The organism is Paraburkholderia fungorum, assembly GCF_003610895.1.
Lineage (GTDB): Bacteria > Pseudomonadota > Gammaproteobacteria > Burkholderiales > Burkholderiaceae > Paraburkholderia > Paraburkholderia fungorum_B.
On the sequence record NZ_MCAS01000010.1, the window covers coordinates 147,073 to 170,331 of the forward strand.

Sequence of the window (23,259 nt, forward strand, 5' to 3'; positions counted from 1 at the left end):
GCAAAACGATCTATTTTCACCTCTATGTGAGAAATATTGCGATGGACCTCCGGCATTTACCCCCACTGAACGCCATCAAGGCGTTCGAAGCCGCTGCCCGCCACGAGAGTTTCTCGCGCGCCGCGGACGAACTGTTCGTTACGCACGGCGCGGTCAGTCACCAGATTCGCGCGCTTGAGGCGGAGCTGGGCGTCACGCTGTTCGCCCGCGACGGCAAGCGCGTCCGGCTTACGGACACCGGCCGCCGCTATGCCACGCGCGTGCGCACGGCACTGACGGGGCTGGTCGAGGCCACCCGTGAAATCCGCGCCGGGGACCGCGAGCGGCGCCTTGTGGTTTCCATGCTGTCTTCGTTTGCAGCGCGCTGGGTCACGCCGCGCATCGGCAGCTTTATCGAGGAGCATCCCCAATGGGACCTCGAACTGCTGTCCACCAACGCGTTGACCGACTTTGCGCGCGACGATGTCGACGTGGCGATCCGCTTCGGCTATGGCAAGTATTCCGGGTTGCACGCGGAGTTATTGCTGGAGGAGATCTTCTTTCCGGCCTGTTCACCGAATTTCAACAGCGGCAAGCTGCCGCAAACGCCAGCCGAGCTGGCGAAAGTCCCGCTGCTGCGCTCGGACGACGAACTCTGGCGCCCGTGGTTCGACGCCGCCGGCCTCACCGACTGGCCGGAGCCGAAGCGCGGCGTGCTGTATCAGGATTCGTCGAATCTGTTGCAGGCAGCCATCGACGGTCAGGGGATTGCGCTCACGCGCCGTTCGCTGGCGATGCACGAGATCGCAGCAGGCCGCCTCGTGCGGCTATTCGACGTGGATGGGCCGAGCCCGTGGCAGTACTACTTCATCTGCCCGCCGCAGATGCTCGAAACCGCGCGCGTCAAAGCGTTCCGCGCCTGGGTATTCGACGAAGTGGGACGGTTCAAACAGCTTTTCGAGCGAGCTTGCTCGGCGGGGCCTGCAGCAAGCGCCGATCTGGCGGCGGACGCGTTGCGCGTCACGTCGTAATGCGAGGCATCGTGGGCACGGCCTGCGGTGCCTATGCCAAAGTCAAAGCGGCGCCAGCGTCTGCTCGGGCAGTGCTTTAAAGCACCACTTTCACCATGGGGTGGCCGGTGAGCGCGCGATAGACATCGTCGAGCTGCGCCTGGCTCGTGGCGCGCACCGTGATCGTCAAGCCCGTGTAATTACCGCCGCTGGACGGCCGCGTTTCCACGCGAGCAGGGTCGACCTCGCTATCGAACTGCCGAACCACCTCGACAATTGTCCCGGCGAACTCGGGATGCGACTTGCCCATGATCTTGATGGGAAAATCGCACGGAAACTCAAGCAACGATTCTTTCGCGGGATTCATTTTCTACTCCTTGCTGCGCGTCTTGCGCTTCCTTGGCCTTGGCACGCTGATAGGCCGCGTACAAAGCCGCAAACACCGCGCCCGGCTTGCCGTCGCCAACCGGTTGGCCATCGAGCAGCGTAACCGGCAGCACTTCCTTGGTGGCGGAACTGACCAGAATCTCGTCGGCGGCGCGCAACTCGGCCTCGGCAATCTCGCGCGCTTCGAAGCGGATGCCGCATTCGCCCGTCAGCTCTTCGATCAGACTGTAGCGGATCCCTTCGAGAATCTTGTGGCTGCGCGGCGGCGCGTACAGCGCGCCGTCCTTCACCATCCAGATATTCGAAGACGAACCTTCGGTCAGCAGGCCATCGCGAAACTGGATCGTCTCGAATGCGTCGTTTTCGGCTGCGTATTGCGCCATCAGCACATTGCCGAGCAGCGACACCGATTTGATATCGCAATTGAGCCAGCGACGATCTTCGGCGGTGACGCAGCGCACGCCCTGCGCGCGCTGTGCGGCGTCGGGCAGATTCAGCGGCGTGACCATGACGAACACGGTCGGTTGAATGCCGGCCGGAAATGCGTGACCGCGCTTCGCGACACCGCGCGTGATCTGAACGTAGGCAATCGCGTCCTGATCGGCGCGCAGGCCTGCTTCCGCCTCATTGGCCGCGACCACGCGCCCAATCAGCTCGCGCCAGCCGGCGTCGTCGAATGGATTGGCGATGCCGATCTTGTCGAGCGAGCGCGCGAGGCGCGCCAGATGATGCCTGAAGCGAAACGCCGTACGGCCGCCCGCATGGGCATACAACGGCGCGACTTCGTAAATGCCGTCGCCGAAAATGAAGCCACGGTCGAGAACCGGCACGCGCGCTTCGGACAAGGGCACCAGCTCGCCGTTCAGATAAACGATCGGGTCGAGCGAAACATCGGCAACAGCGGTCATCGCAATCAGGCTCTTATTTCTTCTTGTTGAACATCAGCATCAATGAATCCCACACGCGGCCGACCACGCCGGCTTGCGGCACCGCTTGCAACGCGACCACCGGGAATTGGGCCAGCACCTTGCCATCGGCCACGAGCTTGGCGGTGCCGACCTGCTGACCATTCGCGATCGGTGCGATCAGCGGATCGATCTGCTCGATCTGCGGCTTCACCTTGTCGCCCATGCCCTTCGGCACGGTGATGTACTGATCGCCCTTCACGCCGATCTGCACGGTATCCTGCGCACCCTTGTAGACGCGCGGCGTGCCCACCACCTGATTCGCTTTGTACAGACGCACCGTGTCATACGCGGTGTAGCCGTAGTTCAGCATCTTCAGGCTGTCCTGCACGCGGTCGTGTTCCTTGGTCTCGCCCATCATCACCGAGACGAGACGGCGCGAGCCGTCGGTGGTGCCCGGCAGCGAACGCTTGGCGCTCGCGATCAGGCAGTAGCCTGCCGCTTGCGTATGGCCGGTCTTCAGACCGTCCACGGTCGGATCGATCCACAGCAGACGGTTGCGGTTCGGCTGCTTGATCTTGTTGTACGTGAATTCCTTGACCGAGAAGATGTTGTAGTAGTCGGGGAAGTCACGGATCAGACGCGCCGACAGCACCGCGAGGTCGCCCGCCGTGGTGTAGTGCTGCGGGTCGGGCATGCCGTTCACGTCGGCGAAATGCGTGTGCGCCATGCCGAGCTTCTGCGCTTCGGTGTTCATCATGTTGACGAACTGCGCCTCGCTGCCGCCGACCAGTTCAGCCAGCGCGATCGCCGCGTCGTTACCCGACTGGATGATCATGCCGTACACCAGATCGTGCACGGTCACCGGCTTGTTCGCTTCGATGAACATGCGCGATTCGTCGGTTTTCACCCGGCGCACCGCTTCGCTCGGCATCACCGTCTGGTCCATCGTGATCTTCTTCGTCTGCAGTGCTTCGAAGACGAGGTACGCGGTCATCAGCTTGGTCAGCGAAGCCGGTTCGACGCGTTCGTCTGCATTGCCGGACGCGAGCACCTGATTGCTGGTGGCGTCGACGAGCACCCACGAGCGCGCGTTGACCGCGGGCGGCGGCACCTGCGCGAACGCCGTGCTGGCAACGAGCGTTGCCGGCAGCACGATGCCGAGGGTCACGGCACGGCTAAGCGTATGGGGAACAAACGAGGAAACTGACGGGAATGACGTGCGGCCGGAGAGGGAGAAACGCATAGGGTCGATTCGTGCGGAAAAATACATCGCGCGCAGGGCGCATAGTTTGGAGGAGCCGGTCGGCGAGCGTCAGGCCGTAAAAAACGGCGCGGCGCCCGTTGGACTTCCGGCCACGCGATCGGTTCGCGCAGCACGCCTCGCATCCGGCACCGCTGCGCGCGAGAAACAGGCTACGCGTCGCGCGAACTGCCGGGTGGGCGATGCTGCGCCCAAAAAAGAGCGCTCATTATACGCGCGCTATCCTGATATCTCGGAGCAAAGGGCGGCGATTAATTTGCGTTTGCACATACCTGTACCCCGGAAAACGCGCGCGATGCCGCTCCTCACACCTCATCAACGCCACGCGTCGACGATGATCCGCTTCAGGATGTGCAGCTTGCGATGCAGAAAATGTTCTGCCCCCGGAATCACGACGACCGGCAATTCCTGCGGCCGCGCCCAGTCGTAAACCGACTGAATGGGCACGGTCTCGTCGGTTTCGCCGTGAATCACGAGAGTGTTCTCCGGCACGGGTGCGACTTCCCAACGGCTTGCCGCCGTGCCGACGAACACGATCCGCTCGATCGCCTGACCTTCTTCACGCAGCTTCGCCGCCACGTGCGACAGCACGAAGGTGCCAAACGAAAAACCCGCCAGTACGAGGGGCAGATCGCCCTGCCCGGCTTGCGCGCGCATGTGGTCGAGCACGGCGCGCAGATCGTCGCGCTCGCCAATGCCGGCATCGTGCTCGCCTTGCGTTTCGCCAACGCCGCGGAAATTCGAGCGGTACGTCACGTAATTCAATTGCACGAGCGTGCGCGCGAGCGTCTGCGCGACCTTGTTGTCCATCGTGCCGCCGAATAGCGGATGAGGATGCGCAACCAGTGCGATACCGCGCGGCGCGGCGCCGTTTTCACGCATTTCGTCGGGCAGATCCAGCGCGACCTCGATCTTGCCGACCGGGCCGTCGATCAGATATTTCTGTGTATGTACGTTCATGGCGAAGCTTATTGATCGATTTTCAGACGCTCGACGATCTTGCCGTTCACAAGGTGCGAATCGACGATTTCATCGATGTCGTTCTCGTCGACATACGTGTACCAGACGCCTTCCGGATACACGACGAGCGCCGGGCCGAGTTCGCAACGCTCGAGACAGCCGGCCTTGTTGATACGCACCTGGCCGGGCCCGGCGAGGCCGAGTTGCTTCACGCGTTTTTTTGCGTGTTCCTGCATCGCCTGCGCGTTGCAATTCGCGCAGCTCGGGCGCTCCGCGCCAGGATCGCGTTGATTCAGACAGAAGAAGACGTGGTACTTGTAGAAGGAATCCATGATGTCCGGAGGCGAGACTGTAAGAGTGGAGAGTGACGCTGTTAGCGCTGCGGCGCGCCTGTTGTGCGGACGATTATAGCGAGCGGGGCTGGCGGTCGCCGAACCATGGGCGGACAACGGCTCGCGGCCCGGCCGGGTTTGCAGCGCGCCTTGCGCAAGTCTCAGGCAACTGCCTCACGCCACCTGTTCGGGCAGCTCTCAGCCGCCGCCCCCGCTTCATGCGTGCTTCACGCGCCGCCTGAGCCACACCTGTTCGACGAGATAGGCGAGCCACACCAGCGCCGCATATGGCCAGATCCACGCGATCCAGTGCGCGAGACCATTGAAGTGCAGATAGCGGCCCTGGCGCCAGTCGGCCAGCACGGCATCGAAATACGGATTCACCGGCAGCAGATTGACCAGCACCAGCGCCACCGTGAGGGCGCCAGCCGCGAGCGCCGCACGCGACCTGCGCCGCAGCCGCAGCGCGAGGAGCGCCGCGCCGCTGCCGCACACGAGCCCCGCCATTGCGCCGGGCGTCGCCCAGTCGAAGGCGAGGCCGGATTGCGATTGCAAAAACGTCGCGCCCGCCTTCACACACAAGGTCGTGGCGACAAACACGATCAACAGCCGCACGAGCGGTGCATGGCGGCGCACCGGCAGCGAAGCCAGCGCGAGGACCGCGAACAGATTGAGCGTCGTGATGACGGTTTCCCACCCGTCGTCCGGCAGCCATGCGGCCACCAGCGCAGGCCACGCGCCGACGTGCCACGCCGCGGGGGTCCACGCGAGCAGCGCATCTTGCGTCGTCGAATCGAAACGCAGCCAGAGCTCGCGTGGCCAGTTACCCAATCCGAACAGGCGGGGCGCCGGATACATCGTCGCGAACGGCCACAAGGCGACGAGACACGCGAGCGCGGCCGAGTCGCGCTCGAACCAGAGAAGCCGCAAACGCCGCAACAAGCCGCGATCGAGCAACGCACCGGTGGCCGGCGACACGATCGCCGCACCGAGCAGCGCACCGAGCGCGTTGGCGGCCAGATCGAGGTTGGACGCGACGCGCGTCGGCAGATAGGTCTGCACCGCTTCCATCACGCCCGACAGCAATCCGCCGAGCACGAAGGCCAACGCCACCGCCAGCGCACCGCGCCAGCGCGGATACACCGCGAGCACCACCAGCGCGCCGAACGGCATATAGCCGAGCACATTCGTGACGACATCGAAGGCCGTCAGGTACTGCGGCATGGGATCGGACAGATAGGCAAACGGCGCGAGGCCGAGCGAACGCCAGCCGGAAAACGGATACCACGAACCGTAGACGATCAGCGCCGCGTACAGCCCCAACGCCTGCCGGGCAAGCGCCGACGGGCGGCGCTGCCAGGGTTTGACGCTCATGCAGCGCTCCGTTGCGTGCGCTGCATGCCGGTCATTGCGCGGCGACCAGCGCCTGCACGCCGAGCCATGCGCTGATCTGCGCGACGAGATCGTCGCTGGCCGCGGAGAGGGCCTGCGCGCCGCCGGCGGCGTCCGCCGAACTGGACGGCGCGCGCGCGATAAAGGTGCGCTGGCCGATCACCTTGCCGTTTTGCGTCAACGTGGCGCGCGCGGTAACCGCCGCGTGGCTTTCCGACTGGCTATCGAAGACCTGTTCGAACTGGCTCAGATCGACCTTCAGGACCGGGGCATGCACACCGTCGGCGCCAGTCAGCACGGTGCCACGCGAACTGAGCGCGCCACGCAGACGCTGGGTCAGCAGTTGTGACGGCGCCATGGTCCAGTGGCTATTCGCGTACGACGCCGTCTGCTGCGCGTCGGCGTAGCTGAGCCGGTAAATCAGCTTGTCGGAATCGAGATTCTCGGGCGCGGTGACATCGAGCACCTTCACCACCGGCAGCGTGCCGGCCGAGGCCGCCGGATTCGGCGGCCCAAGGTCGTAGCGAATGTCCGAGATCGCCGCGGGGGTACCGGCGCAGCCGGCAGCCAGCACGCCGAACGCGAGCAACACCGCAAGCGCGGCGCTCGAGGACAACAATCGATGAATCGAGCGTGACATAACCATGTTCCTTCTTCAAAACCTTCAGATCATTTCATTGGGCAGCGTGCGCGGCGGCACGGGCAGCGGGCCACGTGAAACCGGCTTCGCCAGGGCCTGGCGCCGCCCTCGGCGCACCGAACAGCACGCTGCGCGGATTCGTGCTGAACGTGTCGGCAGCGCGGTCCACCGAACGGGCCGCGGAGCGCACGTCTTCGGCAAGCGAATTGACGCGCGGCAGCGTGTCGTAACCGACGCGCGCCGACAAGTCCTGGATCGAACTGTCCATCGAGACCAGCGCGTCCCCGGCTTGCTGCGCTGCCGTGCCGACCTTGTTCAGGTTGGTCTCGAACGGCCCGTCCGGGCGATTCAGACTGGTGATCAGCTCATTGGTCGAGGCCAGCGTGCGATCCAGTGTGTTCAACGTGGCGGGCAGCTTGCCGGCCGCCGGCGCCATCTGCTGGGTCAGCGTGGCGACACCGTCGGCGGCCTTCTGAAGACTCGCTGCGGTGCCCTGCAACTGGCTGACCATCTCCGGCGACAACAGATTGTCGACGTCGTCGGTGACTTTTTCGAGTTTGCGCAGCAGGACATCGCCGCGCTGCTGCAGCTGATCGAGCAAACCCGGCCGCATTGGCAATTGCGCCACATCTTTCACCGACGAGGCGAGCGGCGTCGGATCTCGCCCATTGTCATCCAGCTGGATGAAGGCGATACCCGTCACACCCTGGAACCCGAGGCTGCCGAACGTTGAATGCGTAATCGGCGCGTGCGTGTCGACGAGGATGCGGATCAGAATCTGCCCCGGATGATCCCGGTCGAATTTGATCGACTGCACCTTGCCGACGTCGAGCCCGCGATAGCGCACCGCCGCGTCGGTATAGAGCCCCGTGACGTTGGTGCGCGCGATCAGGTCGTACGGCACCCGCACAGAACGGTCGACGTTGAACAGGAAAGCCGCCACCGCTATCGTGGCCAGCAGGACCACCGTGAAGAGCCCCGCCCAGAAGGCATGTGATTTGTTTTCCATTGTCAGGTTCCCTGGTTCACAGCGGCAATTCGGACGATGCCGATTCGAGCGCGGCGCGCGGCAATTTGGCGCGGCGTTCCGGTGGCAGCGCCTGCAGCGCGCGACGCCCGCGCAGGCCGAGGAAATATTCGCGGATAAAAGGATGATCGACACCCGCGGCCTCTTCAACCGGCGCCGCGACCAGCACCTTGCGATCCGCCAGCACGGCGACGCGGGTGGACAGCGCGATCATCGTGTCCAGATCGTGCGTGACCATCACCACGGTCAGACCGAGCGCGCGATGCAGCGCGGAAATCAGCTCGACAAATTCGTCGGACGCCTGCGGATCGAGACCGGCGGTCGGTTCGTCGAGAAACAGCAGTTCGGGTTCGAGCGCGATGGCGCGCGCGATACCCACGCGCTTGATCATGCCGCCCGAGAGCGCCGACGGCATCTTCGACGCGTGCTTGCACGGCAGGCCGACCATCTCGAGCTTGAGCATCACGATGTCGCGCAGCAGGTCCTCAGGTATCTTGCCGAGTTCGCGCAAGGGCTGCGCGACGTTATCGAACACCGAGAGCGACGAAAACAGCGCGCCGCGCTGAAACAGCATCCCGGAGCGGCTGCGCATGAGCAGCGCGGTTTCGGGCGCAATGGTGGAAATGTCCTCGCCGAACAGCTTGATGGTTCCCGACGACGGCCGCTCCAGGCCGAGAATCTGCCGCACCAGCGTGGTCTTGCCCGAGCCGGAGCCGCCGACGATCGAGACGATCTCGCCGCGCCGCACATCGAAATTGAGATGCTGATGCACGATGTTGCGGCCGTAGCGCTTGGTGATGTCGATCACCTCGATTACCGGCTCCGCGATCTCAGGCATCGGTTGGCCGCGTACGGCCTGGGTGAGTGGCGCGATCATCCTAGCCCCACGTTCTGGAAGAGGATCGCGAACACCGCGTCCGCGAGAATCACGATGGTGATCGAGGTCACCACCGAGGTCGTCGTGCCTTCGCCCAGGCTTTGCGAATTGGCCTTGATACGGAAACCGAAGTGACAGCCGACAATCGCGATCAGCATGCCGAACGCCACGCCCTTGCCGAGGCCGATCCACAGATTCGCGACCGGCACGACGCCTGGCAACGCGCGCGCGAAATAACTCATGTCGATGCCGAGCACGACCTTGGCGGCAAGCGCGCCGCCCGTCAACGCGATGATGTTGGTCCACATCACGAGCAGCGGCATGGCCACGCCGAGTGCGACCACGCGCGGCAGAATCAGCCGCAGACCGTGAGGAATGCCCATCACGCGCATGGCGTCGAGTTCTTCCGTGACACGCATCACGCCGATCTGCGCGGTAATCGCGGAACCCGAGCGGCCCGCCACCAGAATCGCCGACAGCACCGGCCCCAATTCGCGAATCACCGACAACCCGAGGATATTGACGATGTACTGATTCGCGCCAAAAAGCCGCAGTTGCTGCGCGGACAGATAACTCAGCACGATGCCGATCAGGAACGCGACCAGCGCGGTGATCGGCAACGCCTTGGTGCCGGCGTTATAGATGTTCGCGGAGATTTCGGTCCATGGCGTGATTTTCGGCTTGCGCAGGATCGCGAAGAGATCGATCACGACCTGCCCGAGCATGCCGAACCCGCCGTACAGATGCTCGAAGAACGAGAATATCGCGAGACCCAGCCGGGTGAACGGATCGACCTTGACTACCGGCTCGACCTTTTCGCGCGCCGTGTCGAGCAGCGCGATACGCTCGAAAATGTCACGTTGCGTGTCGGTGAGCGTGGTGTCCGGCGGCATCTTGTGGCCCCACACGCGCCACAATGCCTGGCCGCCGACGTGGTCCATCCGGTCGATACGCGACAGGTCCCACTCACGGATACCCTCAGCGCCGATCAGCGAGCGCAGCAGGGGAATCACGTGACCGGTGGCCTTGTCGCGTGCGAGCGCGAGCGCCGTCCACTGGCCCGAAAGCCGGACGATCTTGCCTTGGCTGCCTGCCGCGACTTCAAGGCCGGGCGGAGTGTCGTAGTTCAAGGATCGCTGCAATCTGGTTATCGGATTAGGGGTCATTGTAACGAAGGCGCGGCGGATGAACTGTGCCCGTGGGCTCGCAGCGTTCGCTGTCGCTACAATATGGTTCATGAACGCCTCCAAGACCCCACCCCAAGCCGCTCCGGCTTCCGACTGGCGCATCGACCGCGAGCGCGCCGTCGCGCTATTCGGTCCGCATGCGCATGACTGGCCGATCGAGATCGTCGAGGAAACCGGCTCGACCAACGCCGACCTGATGACGCGCGTCAAGGCGTTGCCGCGTAAAGCCGGCGCGCTGCCGCGGCCGATCGTGCGGGTCGCGTATCTGCAAACCGCAGGCCGCGGCCGCCGTGGCCGTCCATGGTATGCGGAACCGGGCAATGCGCTGCTGTTTTCGGTCGCCTGCGTGTTGCCGCGTCCGCTCGAAGGGCTGGCGGGCTTGAGCCTCGCAGTGGGCGTGGCGCTGGTCGACGGGCTGCGCTCGCTGCCGGTCGCGGGCCCCGGGCAGATCGCGCTGAAGTGGCCCAACGACGTCCTGCTCGAAGGCGACAAGCTCGCCGGTATCCTGATCGAAACCGCGTGGAGCACGGATGACGCAAGCGCCGTGGTGATCGGCATCGGCACCAATGTGAAGGGTGCGGACGAACTCGCCACCAAAGTCAGCGCGCTCAACGCCAACATTCCGGCACAAGCGCGCGGCACCGTGCCGACCGCGCTGCAACGCGCGCTGCCGAACGCGAACCTCACCGATACGCTGGCGGCGGAACTGAATGCGCTCGAACCCGCGTTGCAGCGCTTCGGCGCTGACGGCTTCGCACCCTTCCAGGCGCGCTGGAACGCCGTGCACGCCTACGCAGGCCGCGAAGTCGTGCTACTGGAGCAAGGCCAGGAACTGGCTCGCGGCGTGGCCGCAGGGGTCGACGAACGCGGGCAACTGTTGCTCAACACGGCGGCGGGCCGCCTGACCGTGGCGACCGGTGACGTCTCGCTGCGTCTGGCCGACGGTGCTGCATGACGAGCAGCGCGCCTTATCTGTTGATCGACGCAGGCAATAGCCGCATCAAGTGGGCGCTGGTACAGCCGGACGGCACGCAAATCGCCGCCGGCGCGCTCGCGCACGGCGGTGCCGACCAGCCTGATTGGCCGGGTTTGCCGACGCCGGGCAGTGCATGGATATCGAACGTGGCAGGCGAAGCTGTCGCGGCGTGGATTGCTGCGCGCCTCGACGCTCACTGGCCGCAACTGCCGCGCACGACGATCCGCGCCTGCGCACAGCAATGCGGCGTGACCAACAGCTACACCACGCCGAATGCGCTCGGCAGTGACCGCTGGGCCGGTCTGATTGGCGCGCACGCGGCGTTTCCCGGTGAAAATCTGCTGATTGCAACGTTCGGCACCGCGACCACGCTTGAAGCGTTGCGTGCGGACGGCTGCTTTGTCGGCGGCCTGATCGCGCCGGGATGGACCTTGATGATGCGCTCGCTCGGCGAGCACACCGCGCAACTGCCGACGCTCGACGCCAACGCGGCGCGCGGCCTGCTCGACACGGACGCCACGTCCCGCCGGGAACGCCAGGGCCCGTTCTTCGCGACCGATACGCCACGCTCGCTATCGGCCGGGTGCACGTTGGCGCAAGCCGGTCTGATCGAACGTATGTGGCGCGATTTGCAGGACGAATGGCAGGTGCCGGTGCGCCTCGTGGTCAGCGGCGGTGCCGTGGACGAAGTGACAAGTGCGCTAAAAGTGCCGCATACTCGCCACGATTCGCTGGTGCTGTCGGGGCTTGCGCTCATTGCCGCCGAAGGCACGCTGGCAGGCGGCGCCTGAGCCGCGGCCATATGGATAACGGCGGCTGAACTCATCGACCGGGAATACGAACAATGCTGCGCTGGCTGATCGCCATATTGTTTCTTGCCAACATGCTGGCATTCGTCGCGATGCGCGGCGTATTCGGCCCGACGCCCACAGCCGGCAACCGCGAGCCGAATCACCTGAATCGCCAGCTCCACGCGGAGTGGTTGAAGGTGCAACCCTTAACGGCAGCCGAAGCCGCTGACCAGGCGGTCGTAGGCGGCCCGGTGCCGGCGGCGCCGATCGCGGCATCGGCGCTGCCGCAGTAGGGAAGCGGCGCCAGACGGCTCGCGGCCTCCGGCACTACGCTTAACTTCGGCGAAGAAAAAAGCGCCACCCAGATCCGGACAAACGCCTCAGCCTTGCGCGCGAACCTTCTTCAATAGCGCGGTGGTCGAGCGCTCATGCTCGAAAGGGATCGCCAAAGCCTTGCCGCCCCATCCTCGCACAATGGCCGATTCGGGCAGAACGTCCATGTCGTAGTCGCCGCCTTTGACGAGCACGTCGGGCCGCACCGCCGAAATCAGTTCCACGGGCGTCTTCTCGCCGAAGCACACCACGTAGTCGACGCTCTCCAGCGCCGCGAGCAAAGCCATCCGATCGGCCTCGCTATTGATCGGCCGGTCGTCCCCTTTGCCTAGCATGCGCACGGACGCGTCGCTATTGACGCCGACAATCAGGCAGGCGCCGAGTGCTTTGGCGTCGGCAAGATAAGTCACATGCCCGCGATGCAGGATGTCGAATACCCCGTTGGTAAATACAACCGGTGCGGGCATCGCAGCGCGAAGCTTCACCAGCGCGTCGCGCGTAAAAATCTTGCGTTCAAAAGTGGCGGCCATGATGGAGTCGCGAAGAAAAAAGAAGTGCCGCCACGATACACGTCGAACGGCATGAAGCAAAATGGCCCGGCAAGCTCACGCCTGCCGGGCCATTCCTGATACCTTGAAGCGTCTGCGCTAAGCCATCAAGCCGGCTGTTCAGCCGATTTCTGATCGGCCTGCAGACGCGCGACCACTTCCTTGCGATAGCGGTTCAACTCTTGCGCCGTGTTGAACGTGCGCTCGAACAGAATCGACAGGTTGTGCAGGATCCGTTCCACCACCTTCTTTTCCCAGCCGTCGTCGAAACGGATCTGTTCGTCGAGCCAGCGCTCGAGCCATTCCGGATCCGGCAGACGCGATTGAATCGTGTCGCGCGGGAACAGCGCCTGATTCACGTGCAGGTTGGTCGGGTGCAGCGGCTTTTCCGTGCGGCGCGCCGATGCCATCAGAACGCCGATCTTGGCGAACGCAGCACGCGCGATGTCGCCGGTTTGCACCATCGCTTTCTTCATGTAGCGCAAATAAGCGCCGCCATGACGCGCTTCGTCGCGCGAAATGGTTTCGTAAATGGCCTTGATGACTGGTTCGGTGTGCCATTCGGCAGCACGGCGATACCAGTGATTGAGGCGAATTTCGCCGCAGAAGTGCAGCATCAGTGTTTCGAGCGGCGGCGCCGGGTCGAATTCGAAGCGCACGGCGTGCAGTTCTTCTTCGGTCGGGCACATTTCCGGTTTGAAGCGGCGCAGATATTCCATCAGCACCAGCGAATGCTTCTGTTCTTCAAAGAACCACACGCTCATGAACGCGGAAAAATCGCTGTCGTGATGGTTGTCACGGAGGAACATTTCCGTGGCGGGCAATGCCGACCATTCGGTGATCGCATTCATCTTGATCGTCGCGGCCTGCTCGTCGGTCAATAGCGATGCATCGAACTTGTCCCAGGGAATGTCTTTCTCCATGTCCCATCGAACGGATTCGAGCGATTTATAAAGTTCCGGATAAAGCATGGTGTTCATAGTCCCACCCCTGTTCTGCGCATACTGTCTGTGTCTGTCACTACTACATGTAGCACTTTTACTGACGACGAACGAAACGCACCGCTTTGTGCGCCGTTTATCGGCCAAGCATTCAATTTTACGCGGTAATCGGCCGCCTAGATGCATTGGGCAGCAAAGAAGTCCAGCCGTTTGCGCGGCGCCGCTAACCAGAAGTTACGCGCTACGCGGCCAACCGTGGGTGAGGGATACCCTATGCCTGAGGTCGAGCCAGTCTGCGATGAATCCGCACCGTCCAGCCCTGCGCCGGGGATACCGGCAACGAATGGAGCGAGGGCGGCTGGATTGGTTGTTTTCAGCGCACGCCCAAAAGCCAAATGAAGCTTACACAATGATAGCACGCTGACTTTACGGATCCCGTGCACCAGCAGATGCGACGCTGGCGCCGGGTTGACTTCTCTCAATAAAGAGCCCGATTCAACGGCCCGATTCGCGGAGTGTGGCCGACGATCGAGGTCAAAACCATGACATGTGGCGAATTTGCCTCACTGCAGCGCGAATCCGCCGGGCTTTGCACTGCTGTCGCATGAATTGCATCGCCCGGGTTCATGCCTGCCGTCAAACGGGTTTCTTCCTCGTGCGCGGCGTTGCGCCCGCACTGCCTGCAGGCTTCGCGGCCGCCGAAGCTGAGGTTGAGGTCGAGCTTGACGGCGCGGCCCGCTTCGCCGCCGGCCGCTTGGTGGCGTGGCCTGCTTCTGCGGTCTCACCCGGCGCTTCGGCCACGCCCGGCGAATCCGGCGCCGAACCGGCCGCCGCGGAGGCTGCGTTAGTGGGCTGCGTCATCGCAAACTGGGCGATCTGGTTGAACTGCGACTGCAGCAGATTCCACCAGGCGGAGGCGTCGAACGGCGGCGTGGTGGCCGCCTCGTTCTCGTCAGTTGCCGGCTCGGCGGCTGACGATGAACTCGCATGGTCCGAAGCCGAAGCTGAATTCGAAGCCGCCTCCGGATGCGGCCAGCCGGCCGGCGCGGGACTCGGCGCGGCACTTGCGGAAGCCGGCTGCGTCATCGACGACTGCGCGAATGCGCCGAACGCACGCAGCGTCGCGAGCGTGGCGCGCTGCACTTCGAGCGCCTGAATGGCGGACTGCAGCATGTTCAGATTGAGCTTCAGCCACTGCTCGACCGCACGCATATCGGTGATGCGCTTGTCGAGTTCCTCGACGTTGGTCAGTGGCGCCATCATGTCGGACATCATCGACAGCGACGGCCCGAGGCTGCTGCCCGACTGCGCGCCCGAGAACGCCGAACTGAACGGCGAGAGACGCATCATGCCCCACATGCGTTCCAGCATTTCAGCGGGCGGAAAACCGGGGAAGCCAGGAAAGGGCGGCGTGGTGCCAGGTGTATCGGTCATGCTTGTCGCCTCGCTGCATAAAAGGGGAAGAAATAGCGCCATCCCGGACGCGTCTGATTCGATCATACCGCGCGGGGCGACCCACACCGCGCCGAGTTTGGGCGGCTACCCGTGGGGCCGGCGGCCCCACTCGCGCGGCGTCTCAAACGCGGACCGATGAGGCCTCGCGCGATACGCGCCCGTCAGCGGTTTCAGGAGTGCTCACCGCCCGAAGCGCCGCCGCCCGGTGTCCGTCTCGGCCGCCCGCTCCACGGGTCCGCGCCGCCAAAATCCGGCGCGCGCCGCTCGCGTAGCGAGCTCACGCCTTCGCGCACATCCGGCCCGGCGAACCCCATGAATTCCAGCGCCAGCGACGTATCGAACGCCGGGCCGGCCGAGCGCAGCCAGTTGTTCAACGCATACTTGGTCCACCGGATCGCCGTTTGCGAACCGTTCGCCAGTTTCTGCGCGACTTCGAATGCTTTGGGCCGCAGATCGTTTTCGTCGACGGCGAGCGACACGAGGCCGATCCGCTCGGCCTCCTCACCGCTCACAGGTTCGCACAGCAGCAGGTAATACTTGGCCTTCGCCATGCCGCACAGAAGCGGCCAGACGATGGCCGCGTGATCGCCCGCGGCAACACCCAGCCGCGTATGGCCGTCGATAATGCGCGCCGATTTCGAAGCAATCGAGATGTCGGCGAGCAGGCCTGCCACGAGCCCCGCACCGACCGCCGGACCGTGCATCGCCGAAACGATCGGCTTGCTGCAATTGATCACGTTGTAGACCAGATCGCGCGCCTCACGCCAGACCCGCGCGCGGACGTCGAAATCGGTCGCCATGTCTTCGACCAGTTGCAGGTCGCCACCGGCCGAAAAGCCCTTGCCCTCACCGCGAATGATCGCGACACGCGTTTCGGGGTCCCGATCGATATCGCGCCAGATTTCGGCGAGCTCGAAGTGCATCCGCGCATTGGCGGTGGCAAGCCCGCTCCTGTTCGCACCCTCGCCGCTCATCACGACTTCGAGCACGCCGTGTGGATGACGGTGCAATTGCAGCGACTGGTAGTGCGCGTAGAACGCGTCGTTACTGTGTGGTGCCTGAGACATGGTGAGCAATCCGTCTATCGGTGCAGCTGTTGAAACCATCACCTTCAGGGCACATTCAGCCCATTAGGCCTGGTTCGCGCCCTATCGGCGCGAACCTCGCGCAAACTCAATTCGGTTGATAAACCCACTTCGCATTCTTGATTTCGACCATCACACGTGCCCGTTGATCGAGCCCGAGGTGATCCGTGGCGCTCATATTGACCACACCGTTGGTGTCCGCGAGACCACGCGTTGCTTCCAGCGCGTCGCGCAGCGCCCGGCGAAACTCCGGTGTGCCGGGTGCAGCCACCTTGAGTGCGATCGGTATCGCATTGCCGAGCAGCATGCCGGCGTCCCACGTGTACGAACCGAACGCCGACACGCTGCCCGGTCCGCGCACGGCCTCGAAGCGCGCGATGTAGTCGAGCGCGAGACGTTTGGCTGGATGATCCACCGGCAATTGCGCGGCGACCAGCACCGGGCTCGCGGGCAGGAACGTGCCGTTGCAATCGGCGCCGCACACGCGCAGGAAGTCGTTATTGCCGACTCCATGATTGTGATAGATCAGACCTTTGTAGCCGCGTTCCCTGAGCGTCTTCGGCGGCAGCGCGGCGGGCGTGCCGGCCGCGCCGACCACCACCGCATCCGGGTGGGTGGCGAGAATCTTCAGGACCTGGCCGGTCACGCTCGGATCGGTGCGATTGAAGCGCTCGCTCGCCACCATGTCGATATGATGCAACTGCGCGAATTTGGCGACTTCGGTATAGAACGTTTCGCCGAGCGCGTCGGCCTGGCCGATGAACGCCATTGTTTTGACGCCGTGCGTGCTGGCGTGCGCGGCGATCGCCGAGGCCATCATGGCGTCGGTCTGGGGAGTCTTGAATACCCAGCGGCGTTTTGCATCCACGGGTTCGATGATTTTCGCCGACGAGGCGAGCGAGATCATCGGCGTGTCGCCGTCGGCAACCACATCGATCATCGAAAGCGAATTCGGTGTGATCGACGACCCAATGATCGCGTCGACGTGATTCTCGGAAATCAGCTTCTTGGTGTCCTGCACCGCCTGCGTGGTGTCGGACGCGTCGTCGAGCACGATGTATTCGACGCTCTGCCCGCCGATCTGTTTGGGCAGCAGCGCGACGGTGTCGCGCGCGGGAATACCGAGCGACGCGGCCGGCCCGGTGAGCGACAGCACGAGGCCGATCTTCACCTGCGCAAGAGCGATGGCGGGCAACGCGGCAGTTAGCGCTGCGGCAAGACGGGCAAGCCCGCGCGGCGATGGTGTTCGCACACTCGATGCGCGAGCGCGCCAGGTTCCTCGTTCAAGGGATTCAAATCGCGGCATGCTGTCTCCTCACGTCGGTTTTTCGTTTTGATGTACTGCCGATGTGCTGCTCGTATTTTGCTTCTGTATTGCCTGTGCCCTGCTCACGTGCTGCTTCGCGGTGGCTTCGCAAGCCGGCGCCCTGCCGCGACCCCGAGGCCGCCAATGCGCCAGTCAGTGTAGCGGCGCGCTGTGACGTCGGCATCGGGCGAAACCCTTTCGTAGACGCCACAGCACAGACCCGCACGGTCCGGATGCCGCGGACCGCGCAAAACCCCGGCTCATCGACCTCACGCCTTAGTCCAGCGGCGCGATGCCCTGCTCGATCGAGCCGAAAATCGACTTGCCTGCTTCGTCGAACATCTCGATTCTCACGGTATCGCCGAACTTCATGAACTCGGTTTGCGGCGCGCCGTGCTCGATGGTCTCCAGGCAACGCTTCTCGGCGATGCAGCAATAGCCGCGCTTCGCGTCCTTGTTCGACACCGTGCCCGAGCCGACAATCGCGCCGGCGCGCAGATTGCGCGTTTTCGCCGCGTGCGAGATCAGTTGGCCGAAGTGGAACACCATGTCGGTGCCGGCGTCCGGCTGGCCGACCTTCCTGTTGTTCCAGTGAACGATCATCGGCCGGTGCAGGCGCCCTTCGCGCCAGCTCTCGCCGAGTTCGTCGGGCGTCACCGCCACCGGCGCGAACGACGTGGCCGGCTTGCTCTGGAAAAAGCCGAAACCCTTCGCGAGCTCGGCGGGGATCAGATTGCGCAGCGACACGTCGTTGACGAGCGTCACCAGACGCACGCTACGAAGCGCCTGATCGGGAGTGGCGCCCATCGGCACGTCGGTGGTGATCACGGCAACCTCCGCCTCGAAGTCGATGCCGAATTCTTCGGACGCGCACAGCACGTCATCTTTCGGGCCGATGAAGTCGTCGCTGCCCCCTTGGTACATCAGGGGATCGGTCCAGAATTCCGGCGGCATTTCCGCCCCACGCGCGCGGCGCACCAGCTCGACATGGTTCACGTACGACGAACCGTCGGCCCACTGGAACGCGCGCGGCAGTGGCGCCATGCATTCCTTCGCGTCGAACGGGAAGCTATTGCGCGCGCGGCCCTGGTTGAGCGCGTCGTACAGGTCCTGCAGTTGCGGCGCGTAGAAGGCCCAGTCGTCGAGCACGCGCTGCATGGTGGGCGCGATTGCGTCGGCGATGGCTGCGGTGTGCAGGTCGCGGGACACGACGATCAGTTGCCCGTCGCGCGTGCCGTCCTTCAGCGTGGCAAGTTTCATAGAGGAGTGAACCGTTAGTGACGATAGAAGGAATCTATTCTACGATGGTGAATCGGCGCGGCCCAAGTGCCCGCGCCCGGCGGCGGTTTGCGCAACCCGCGCGGCACGCCTGCCGGGTCCAGCCCTATTCTTTTCTCACGGTCTTTTAAACGCGCTCCATGCGCCTCGCTCATGCCTCCAATTGCCCGCTCCGGCGCGATCCGTACCGACCCTGACTCCGCTGAACCGCTCGAACCGCACGGCGCGCCCGAATCCGACGACGAAAGCATCGAGGCCGGCGAGGAAAAACTGCGCTCCGGTATCCAGTCGATCGAAGTCGGCTTCAGATTGCTCGAGGTGCTGACCCACGAACCACGCGCAATGATGCTGCGCGATCTGGCCCAGCGTGCGGGCATGAGTCCGGCGAAAGCGCACCGCTATCTGGTGAGTTTCCTGCGCCTCGGCGTGGTGGCGCAGGACCCGCTGTCGGGCCGCTACGAACTGGGCGGCTTCGCCTTGCAATTGGGGCTTGCGCGGCTGGCGCGCGTCGATGGCGTGAAGCTCGCGCGCATCGCGCTTGCCGAGCTGCGTGACCGGCTCGATCTGACCGTGGGCATCGCGGTGTGGGGCAATCAGGGCCCTACGATGGTCCATTGGATGGAGTCGAGCCATCCCGCCAAGGCGTCGCTCAAGCTCGGCGACGTGATGCCACTGCTCAGTTCCGCCACCGGCCTGCTGTTTGCCGCCTATCTGCCGTCGAGCAAAACCGCGGCGATGCTGGAGCGCGAACTGGCCGATTCGCGGCGCTCGTCGCACATGAGCGGCCCGCGCACGCCGGAAGAGGTCGAGCGGGCGCTGGCGGAAGTGCGGCAGCACGAAGCGGCGCGCGTGGAAGGCATGCTGCTGCCGACCATCCACGCGTTCTGCATGCCGGTGTTCGACTCGACCGGCGATCTCGCGCTCGGCCTCGTCGCACTCGGCCATGAAGGCGCGTTCGATATCCACTGGGGCGGCGAAATCGATAAGGCGCTGCGCGAATGTGCGCAAAAACTCTCGTACGAGCTCGGGTATAGTGCGACGCCACGCTGATCGCGCTGGGTTCAGGAACATCGTTCTCAGGCGGGTGGTCGAAACCCTGCGCGGCCCGTTCGGTATTGAGCCGTAGCGGCGTGCGCCGTAATCGCCAGGCAGGGAGGCCGCACCTGCCCCTCGCTTATCCTGTCACCGTCGGCCCGTTCACATTCATTCGTCCATGTCCTCACCTTCTGCCACACGCCACACTGATCGCACGCCGCCCGCCGGGCCGCGAGCCGGTGTGCGGGTATGGCGATGGCTTGTGGTGCTGCTTGTGGTGGCCGTCCTGCACTGGATTGCCGCGCAATGGGTCGAGCGCAATCGCGCCACGCTGAATCCATCGGACAACGAGCATGTCCCCGTGCAGGTCGCCCTGCTGACGCCCGAGCGTATCGAGCGCAATCCCGCCGCCGATGCGCCCAAAGCCGCGGCGCCAGCGCCCGCGCACAAGGCCGCTGCGAGCAAACCGCGCGAACACGTGCTGACAGCAATGCAACCGGCGAAGCAGGCAGCGGCGGTCGCGGCAGCATCGGATGCAGCCGCGAGCGAAGCAGGCGCAACGAGCCCCGCCAGTGCGGCAGTCAATGCGAATGCGAATGCAACCGCCGCCGCTACGGCCAGTGCTCCCGCCGCCAGCGCGCCTAAAGCTGCCACGGGCGTGAAATTCTCTGTTCCGCCGTCCGGGGAACTGCAGTACGACACGTTCTACAACGGCGTGCGCAACCAGCCTGGCACAATCCATTGGACCAGCAACGCGCAAAGCTACGAGATGATCGTTACCGTGCCGCTGCCCTTTGTCGGCGCGTTCACGTATTCGAGCCATGGCCGCATCGACGCATTCGGGCTCGCTCCGGATCAGTACATCGAAAAGCGCGGCCGCCGTCCGGAAGACGTGGCGATCTTCAATCGCACCGACAAAATGATCGTCTTCACGCGCACGCCGGCAGCGCTGCCGCTGCCCGACGGCGCGCAAGACCGTTTCAGCATGGTGATGCAACTTGCCAGCCTCGTGCGTGGCGACCCTGCCGCCTACAAGCCGGGCGTGACGCGGCAATTCTTCGTCGTCGATAACGACAGCGGCGAGAACTGGCCCGTCGAGACGATTGGCGACGAGACGATCCGCACCGCGCAGGGTTACCTCGAAACACGCCACTTCAAACGATTGCCTCGCCACGATGGCGATCTGCGCCGCATCGACGTATGGCTCGCGCCGTCGCTCGGCTGGCTGCCCGCGCGAATCATGCAGACCGAGCCGAACGGCACGCAGTTCGAACTCGTATGGCGCGGCAAGCTCAATGCAGACGATACCGGCGCCCCGGCCGACAGCACCAGTGGCACAAGTGAAACCAATGGCACCGATAGCAGCGGCGTGCCTTCTGCAAGCACACCGGCACATCAGCCGCCCACGACCGACGCACCCACCACCACGCCCGAACCCGGCGCGGCTTCGCCGGTCGATTCGACCGCACCTGGCAATCTGCCCGAAAAGCCCTGAGCTCGAGCAGGGTCTCGAACAGGCTGCACAAACTTTCATGACGAATTAACACTTACGTTGTCAGAAGGCTACGTCATGGCGTTCGAAGCCCTGCGCGATTTCGCTCTACGGGGTAAGCTGGGAACCGTATGTCGCCCGGCGTTGACGGGGTGGCGGACCGCCACGATCGGGCACGTCTCCTGCTGCAACGCAGGCAATAGCAGACGCCGTGGAAGGCGCACCGTTCGAACTGCCCGATGCCGCCTGTCTCGCACCCATCGAACAATCTCACCGTTTTGCTGCACTGCTTGAAACGTTTCTTGGAAAGCCGGTCTAACCGGTAGGTTCGGAACTTCACAAGCGTCAATCCGGACCCACCCCTTGAATTCCACACCACAAGCTCCACCTATGGCGCAGGAATGGCCAGGAGCCAACGGAAATAAGGAGTGTCGCCATGCAAATGATCTATAACAGCCCCAACTATTGTGTCGTCGAGTTTCCGCCGCAGGAAGGCCCGCTGGCCATGAAATCAGGAGGCTATGAGATCGTGGACAAGAACATGCAGCGCGAAATCTACATAGACGGTGCAATGGCAGCGAGCTTTCGCGAGCACGTGCAAAAACTGATCGAAGAGGAACCGTCACTGGATGAGGTCGACGAATTCCTCGGGCAATTCGACAGCCTGATGCATCAACCGGTGATTCTTCACTAACCGAAGGGTTTGACGTAACGGTTTGGCGACAACCATCGACCGCGCCGACCGGCATAGCCGGCGGCCCTTACAAGTCGGTCAGCAGCAATAATGCGGCCCAGCAGGCTTTCACCTGACTGGGCCGTTTTGTTTTCGTCATTTGTTTCCGTTGTTTCGTTTTCCCCAACGACCACCGTTACCGCGGAGCACGCTCCCCGGCCGCCGGGCCCGCGCCCGGCGGAACCGCCCCACTGCGGCTACAATGACAGGTTTCCCGAAAAAGCCGGCGCAAGCCCTCGTCCGCCATGAACCAGCCTGCTCAATCCGCCACGCCAGTCCGTCCCGACGCCGCTTATACGCGCGGCACGGCGCTGCCCGCGCTGCTCAAGTCGCGCATCCTGATTCTGGACGGCGCGATGGGCACGATGATCCAGCGCTACAAGCTCGACGAAGCCCGCTATCGCGGCGAGCGCTTCAAGGACTATGGGCGCGACATCAAGGGCAACAACGAGTTGCTGTCGATCACGCAGCCGCAGATCATCGGCGAGATTCACGAGCAGTATCTCGCTGCTGGCGCGGACATCATCGAGACCAATACGTTCGGCGCCACCACGGTTGCGCAGGCCGACTACGGGATGGAAGACCTCGCCATCGAGATGAACCTCGAATCGGCGAAGCTGGCGCGCGCCGCCTGCGACAAGTACTCGACGCCCGACAAGCCGCGCTTTGTGGCCGGCGCGATCGGACCGACGCCGAAGACCGCGAGCATTTCCCCTGACGTGAACGATCCGGGCGCGCGCAACGTGACGTTCGATGAACTGCGCACGGCGTACTACGAGCAGGCCAAGGCCTTGCTCGACGGCGGCTGCGATCTGTTCCTCGTCGAAACGATCTTCGACACGCTCAATGCAAAGGCTGCGCTGTTCGCGTTGGACGAGCTGTTCGAAGACACCGGCGAGCGCCTGCCGATCATGATCTCGGGCACCGTCACCGATGCATCGGGCCGGATTCTGTCGGGGCAAACCGTTGAGGCCTTCTGGAACTCGCTGCGTCATGCCAAACCGCTCACCTTCGGTTTGAACTGCGCGTTGGGCGCGGCGCTGATGCGCCCGTACATCGCCGAACTGGCGAAGCTCTGTGACACTTACGTGTCGTGCTATCCGAACGCCGGTTTGCCGAATCCGATGAGCGATACAGGCTTCGACGAATTGCCGGCGGATACGTCGGGATTGCTGAAGGAGTTCGCGCAGGCAGGCCTCGTGAACATCGCCGGCGGCTGCTGCGGGACGACACCCGAGCATATCGCGGCGATTGCCAAGGCGCTGGCTGAAGTGAAGCCGCGCCAATGGCCGACCCAATACCGCGACGCGGCCTGACTGAGTCACT

At 64.0% G+C, this 23,259-nt stretch carries 24 protein-coding genes; 8 read left to right on the forward strand and 16 right to left on the reverse strand.

The window, feature by feature from the left end; all coding sequences use genetic code 11:
• The first annotated feature begins 41 nt into the window (after positions 1–41).
• A complete protein-coding gene (locus BCY88_RS11800; RefSeq protein WP_120344464.1) occupies positions 42–1,010 on the forward strand; it encodes a transcriptional regulator GcvA in 969 nt (322 codons plus the stop codon).
• A gap of 76 nt (positions 1,011–1,086) precedes the next feature.
• On the opposite strand, the gene BCY88_RS11805 is transcribed toward BCY88_RS11800, so the two are convergent.
• The 10 genes from BCY88_RS11805 to BCY88_RS11850 form a co-directional block, all read right to left on the reverse strand.
• Complete coding sequence (locus BCY88_RS11805; protein WP_120344416.1) at positions 1,087–1,356, reverse strand: DUF493 family protein; 270 nt, start codon at positions 1,354–1,356, stop codon at positions 1,087–1,089.
• The gene (locus BCY88_RS11810) at positions 1,328–2,284 is read right to left on the reverse strand and encodes a D-amino acid aminotransferase (protein WP_120344417.1); all 957 of its coding nucleotides are present in this window, start codon (positions 2,282–2,284) and stop codon (positions 1,328–1,330) included. Before BCY88_RS11810 ends, BCY88_RS11805 begins: the two co-directional genes overlap by 29 nt.
• Positions 2,285–2,297: 13 nt before the next feature.
• On the reverse strand, positions 2,298–3,527 hold the full coding sequence (locus BCY88_RS11815) for a D-alanyl-D-alanine carboxypeptidase family protein (RefSeq protein ID WP_120344418.1): 1,230 nt from the start codon (positions 3,525–3,527) through the stop codon (positions 2,298–2,300).
• Positions 3,528–3,860: 333 nt separating this feature from the next.
• Complete coding sequence (locus tag BCY88_RS11820) at positions 3,861–4,505, reverse strand: alpha/beta hydrolase (protein WP_120344419.1); 645 nt, start codon at positions 4,503–4,505, stop codon at positions 3,861–3,863.
• A gap of 8 nt (positions 4,506–4,513) precedes the next feature.
• Positions 4,514–4,837 (reverse strand): (2Fe-2S) ferredoxin domain-containing protein, encoded by a 324-nt coding sequence (locus BCY88_RS11825; protein ID WP_120344420.1) that lies wholly within the window; start codon positions 4,835–4,837, stop codon positions 4,514–4,516.
• Positions 4,838–5,053: 216 nt separating this feature from the next.
• Entirely contained in the window at positions 5,054–6,211 is a 1,158-nt protein-coding gene (locus BCY88_RS11830; protein WP_120344421.1) for a VanZ family protein, read from the reverse strand.
• 31 nt (positions 6,212–6,242) lie between these two features.
• On the reverse strand, positions 6,243–6,869 hold the full coding sequence (locus tag BCY88_RS11835) for an ABC-type transport auxiliary lipoprotein family protein (RefSeq protein ID WP_120344422.1): 627 nt from the start codon (positions 6,867–6,869) through the stop codon (positions 6,243–6,245).
• A gap of 34 nt (positions 6,870–6,903) precedes the next feature.
• A complete protein-coding gene (locus tag BCY88_RS11840; RefSeq protein WP_120344423.1) occupies positions 6,904–7,878 on the reverse strand; it encodes an MlaD family protein in 975 nt (324 codons plus the stop codon).
• A 16-nt stretch (positions 7,879–7,894) separates the two neighbouring features.
• On the reverse strand, positions 7,895–8,773 hold the full coding sequence (locus BCY88_RS11845) for an ABC transporter ATP-binding protein (protein WP_120344424.1): 879 nt from the start codon (positions 8,771–8,773) through the stop codon (positions 7,895–7,897).
• Positions 8,770–9,903: an MlaE family ABC transporter permease gene (locus BCY88_RS11850; protein ID WP_120344425.1), complete on the reverse strand. Its 1,134-nt coding sequence runs from the start codon at positions 9,901–9,903 to the stop codon at positions 8,770–8,772. The genes BCY88_RS11845 and BCY88_RS11850 overlap by 4 nt, the downstream gene beginning before the upstream one ends.
• A gap of 106 nt (positions 9,904–10,009) precedes the next feature.
• On the opposite strand from BCY88_RS11850, the gene BCY88_RS11855 reads away from it, so the two are divergent.
• Genes BCY88_RS11855 through BCY88_RS11865 form a run of 3 tightly spaced genes read left to right on the forward strand, consistent with a single transcriptional unit; the run spans position 10,010 to position 12,020 of the window.
• Positions 10,010–10,915, forward strand: a complete 906-nt coding sequence (locus BCY88_RS11855; protein ID WP_120344465.1) for a biotin--[acetyl-CoA-carboxylase] ligase — start codon at positions 10,010–10,012, stop codon at positions 10,913–10,915.
• Positions 10,912–11,727 (forward strand): type III pantothenate kinase, encoded by an 816-nt coding sequence (locus BCY88_RS11860; RefSeq protein ID WP_120344426.1) that lies wholly within the window; start codon positions 10,912–10,914, stop codon positions 11,725–11,727. The genes BCY88_RS11855 and BCY88_RS11860 overlap by 4 nt, the downstream gene beginning before the upstream one ends.
• A gap of 53 nt (positions 11,728–11,780) precedes the next feature.
• On the forward strand, positions 11,781–12,020 hold the full coding sequence (locus tag BCY88_RS11865) for a hypothetical protein (protein ID WP_120344427.1): 240 nt from the start codon (positions 11,781–11,783) through the stop codon (positions 12,018–12,020).
• Positions 12,021–12,107: 87 nt separating this feature from the next.
• Here the strand turns inward: BCY88_RS11865 and rfaE2 are convergent, their stop codons facing one another.
• The 6 genes from rfaE2 to BCY88_RS11895 form a co-directional block, all read right to left on the reverse strand.
• On the reverse strand, positions 12,108–12,590 hold the full coding sequence (gene rfaE2, locus BCY88_RS11870; protein ID WP_120344428.1) for a D-glycero-beta-D-manno-heptose 1-phosphate adenylyltransferase: 483 nt from the start codon (positions 12,588–12,590) through the stop codon (positions 12,108–12,110).
• 125 nt (positions 12,591–12,715) lie between these two features.
• A complete protein-coding gene (locus tag BCY88_RS11875; protein ID WP_028198988.1) occupies positions 12,716–13,588 on the reverse strand; it encodes a ferritin family protein in 873 nt (290 codons plus the stop codon).
• Positions 13,589–14,185: 597 nt separating this feature from the next.
• Entirely contained in the window at positions 14,186–14,983 is a 798-nt protein-coding gene (locus BCY88_RS11880; protein WP_120344429.1) for a PhaM family polyhydroxyalkanoate granule multifunctional regulatory protein, read from the reverse strand.
• 191 nt (positions 14,984–15,174) lie between these two features.
• A complete protein-coding gene (locus BCY88_RS11885) occupies positions 15,175–16,071 on the reverse strand; it encodes an enoyl-CoA hydratase/isomerase family protein (protein WP_120344430.1) in 897 nt (298 codons plus the stop codon).
• Positions 16,072–16,177: 106 nt separating this feature from the next.
• Positions 16,178–17,395, reverse strand: a complete 1,218-nt coding sequence (locus tag BCY88_RS11890) for an ABC transporter substrate-binding protein (protein WP_120344431.1) — start codon at positions 17,393–17,395, stop codon at positions 16,178–16,180.
• 276 nt (positions 17,396–17,671) lie between these two features.
• Positions 17,672–18,655, reverse strand: coding sequence for a fumarylacetoacetate hydrolase family protein (locus BCY88_RS11895; protein WP_120344432.1), 984 nt, complete (start codon positions 18,653–18,655; stop codon positions 17,672–17,674).
• 171 nt (positions 18,656–18,826) lie between these two features.
• Between BCY88_RS11895 and BCY88_RS11905 the strand changes: the two genes are divergently transcribed.
• From BCY88_RS11905 to BCY88_RS11925, 4 genes are all read left to right on the forward strand, one after another.
• Positions 18,827–19,723, forward strand: a complete 897-nt coding sequence (locus BCY88_RS11905; protein WP_120344433.1) for an IclR family transcriptional regulator — start codon at positions 18,827–18,829, stop codon at positions 19,721–19,723.
• A 163-nt stretch (positions 19,724–19,886) separates the two neighbouring features.
• Complete coding sequence (locus BCY88_RS11910) at positions 19,887–21,203, forward strand: DUF3108 domain-containing protein (protein ID WP_120344434.1); 1,317 nt, start codon at positions 19,887–19,889, stop codon at positions 21,201–21,203.
• A gap of 433 nt (positions 21,204–21,636) precedes the next feature.
• Positions 21,637–21,894 carry a BTH_I0359 family protein gene (locus tag BCY88_RS11920; RefSeq protein WP_120344435.1) on the forward strand — a complete coding sequence of 86 codons (258 nt, stop codon included), beginning with the start codon at positions 21,637–21,639 and terminating at the stop codon, positions 21,892–21,894.
• A 284-nt stretch (positions 21,895–22,178) separates the two neighbouring features.
• Complete coding sequence (locus tag BCY88_RS11925) at positions 22,179–23,249, forward strand: homocysteine S-methyltransferase family protein (protein WP_120344436.1); 1,071 nt, start codon at positions 22,179–22,181, stop codon at positions 23,247–23,249.
• Positions 23,250–23,259 lie beyond the last annotated feature (10 nt).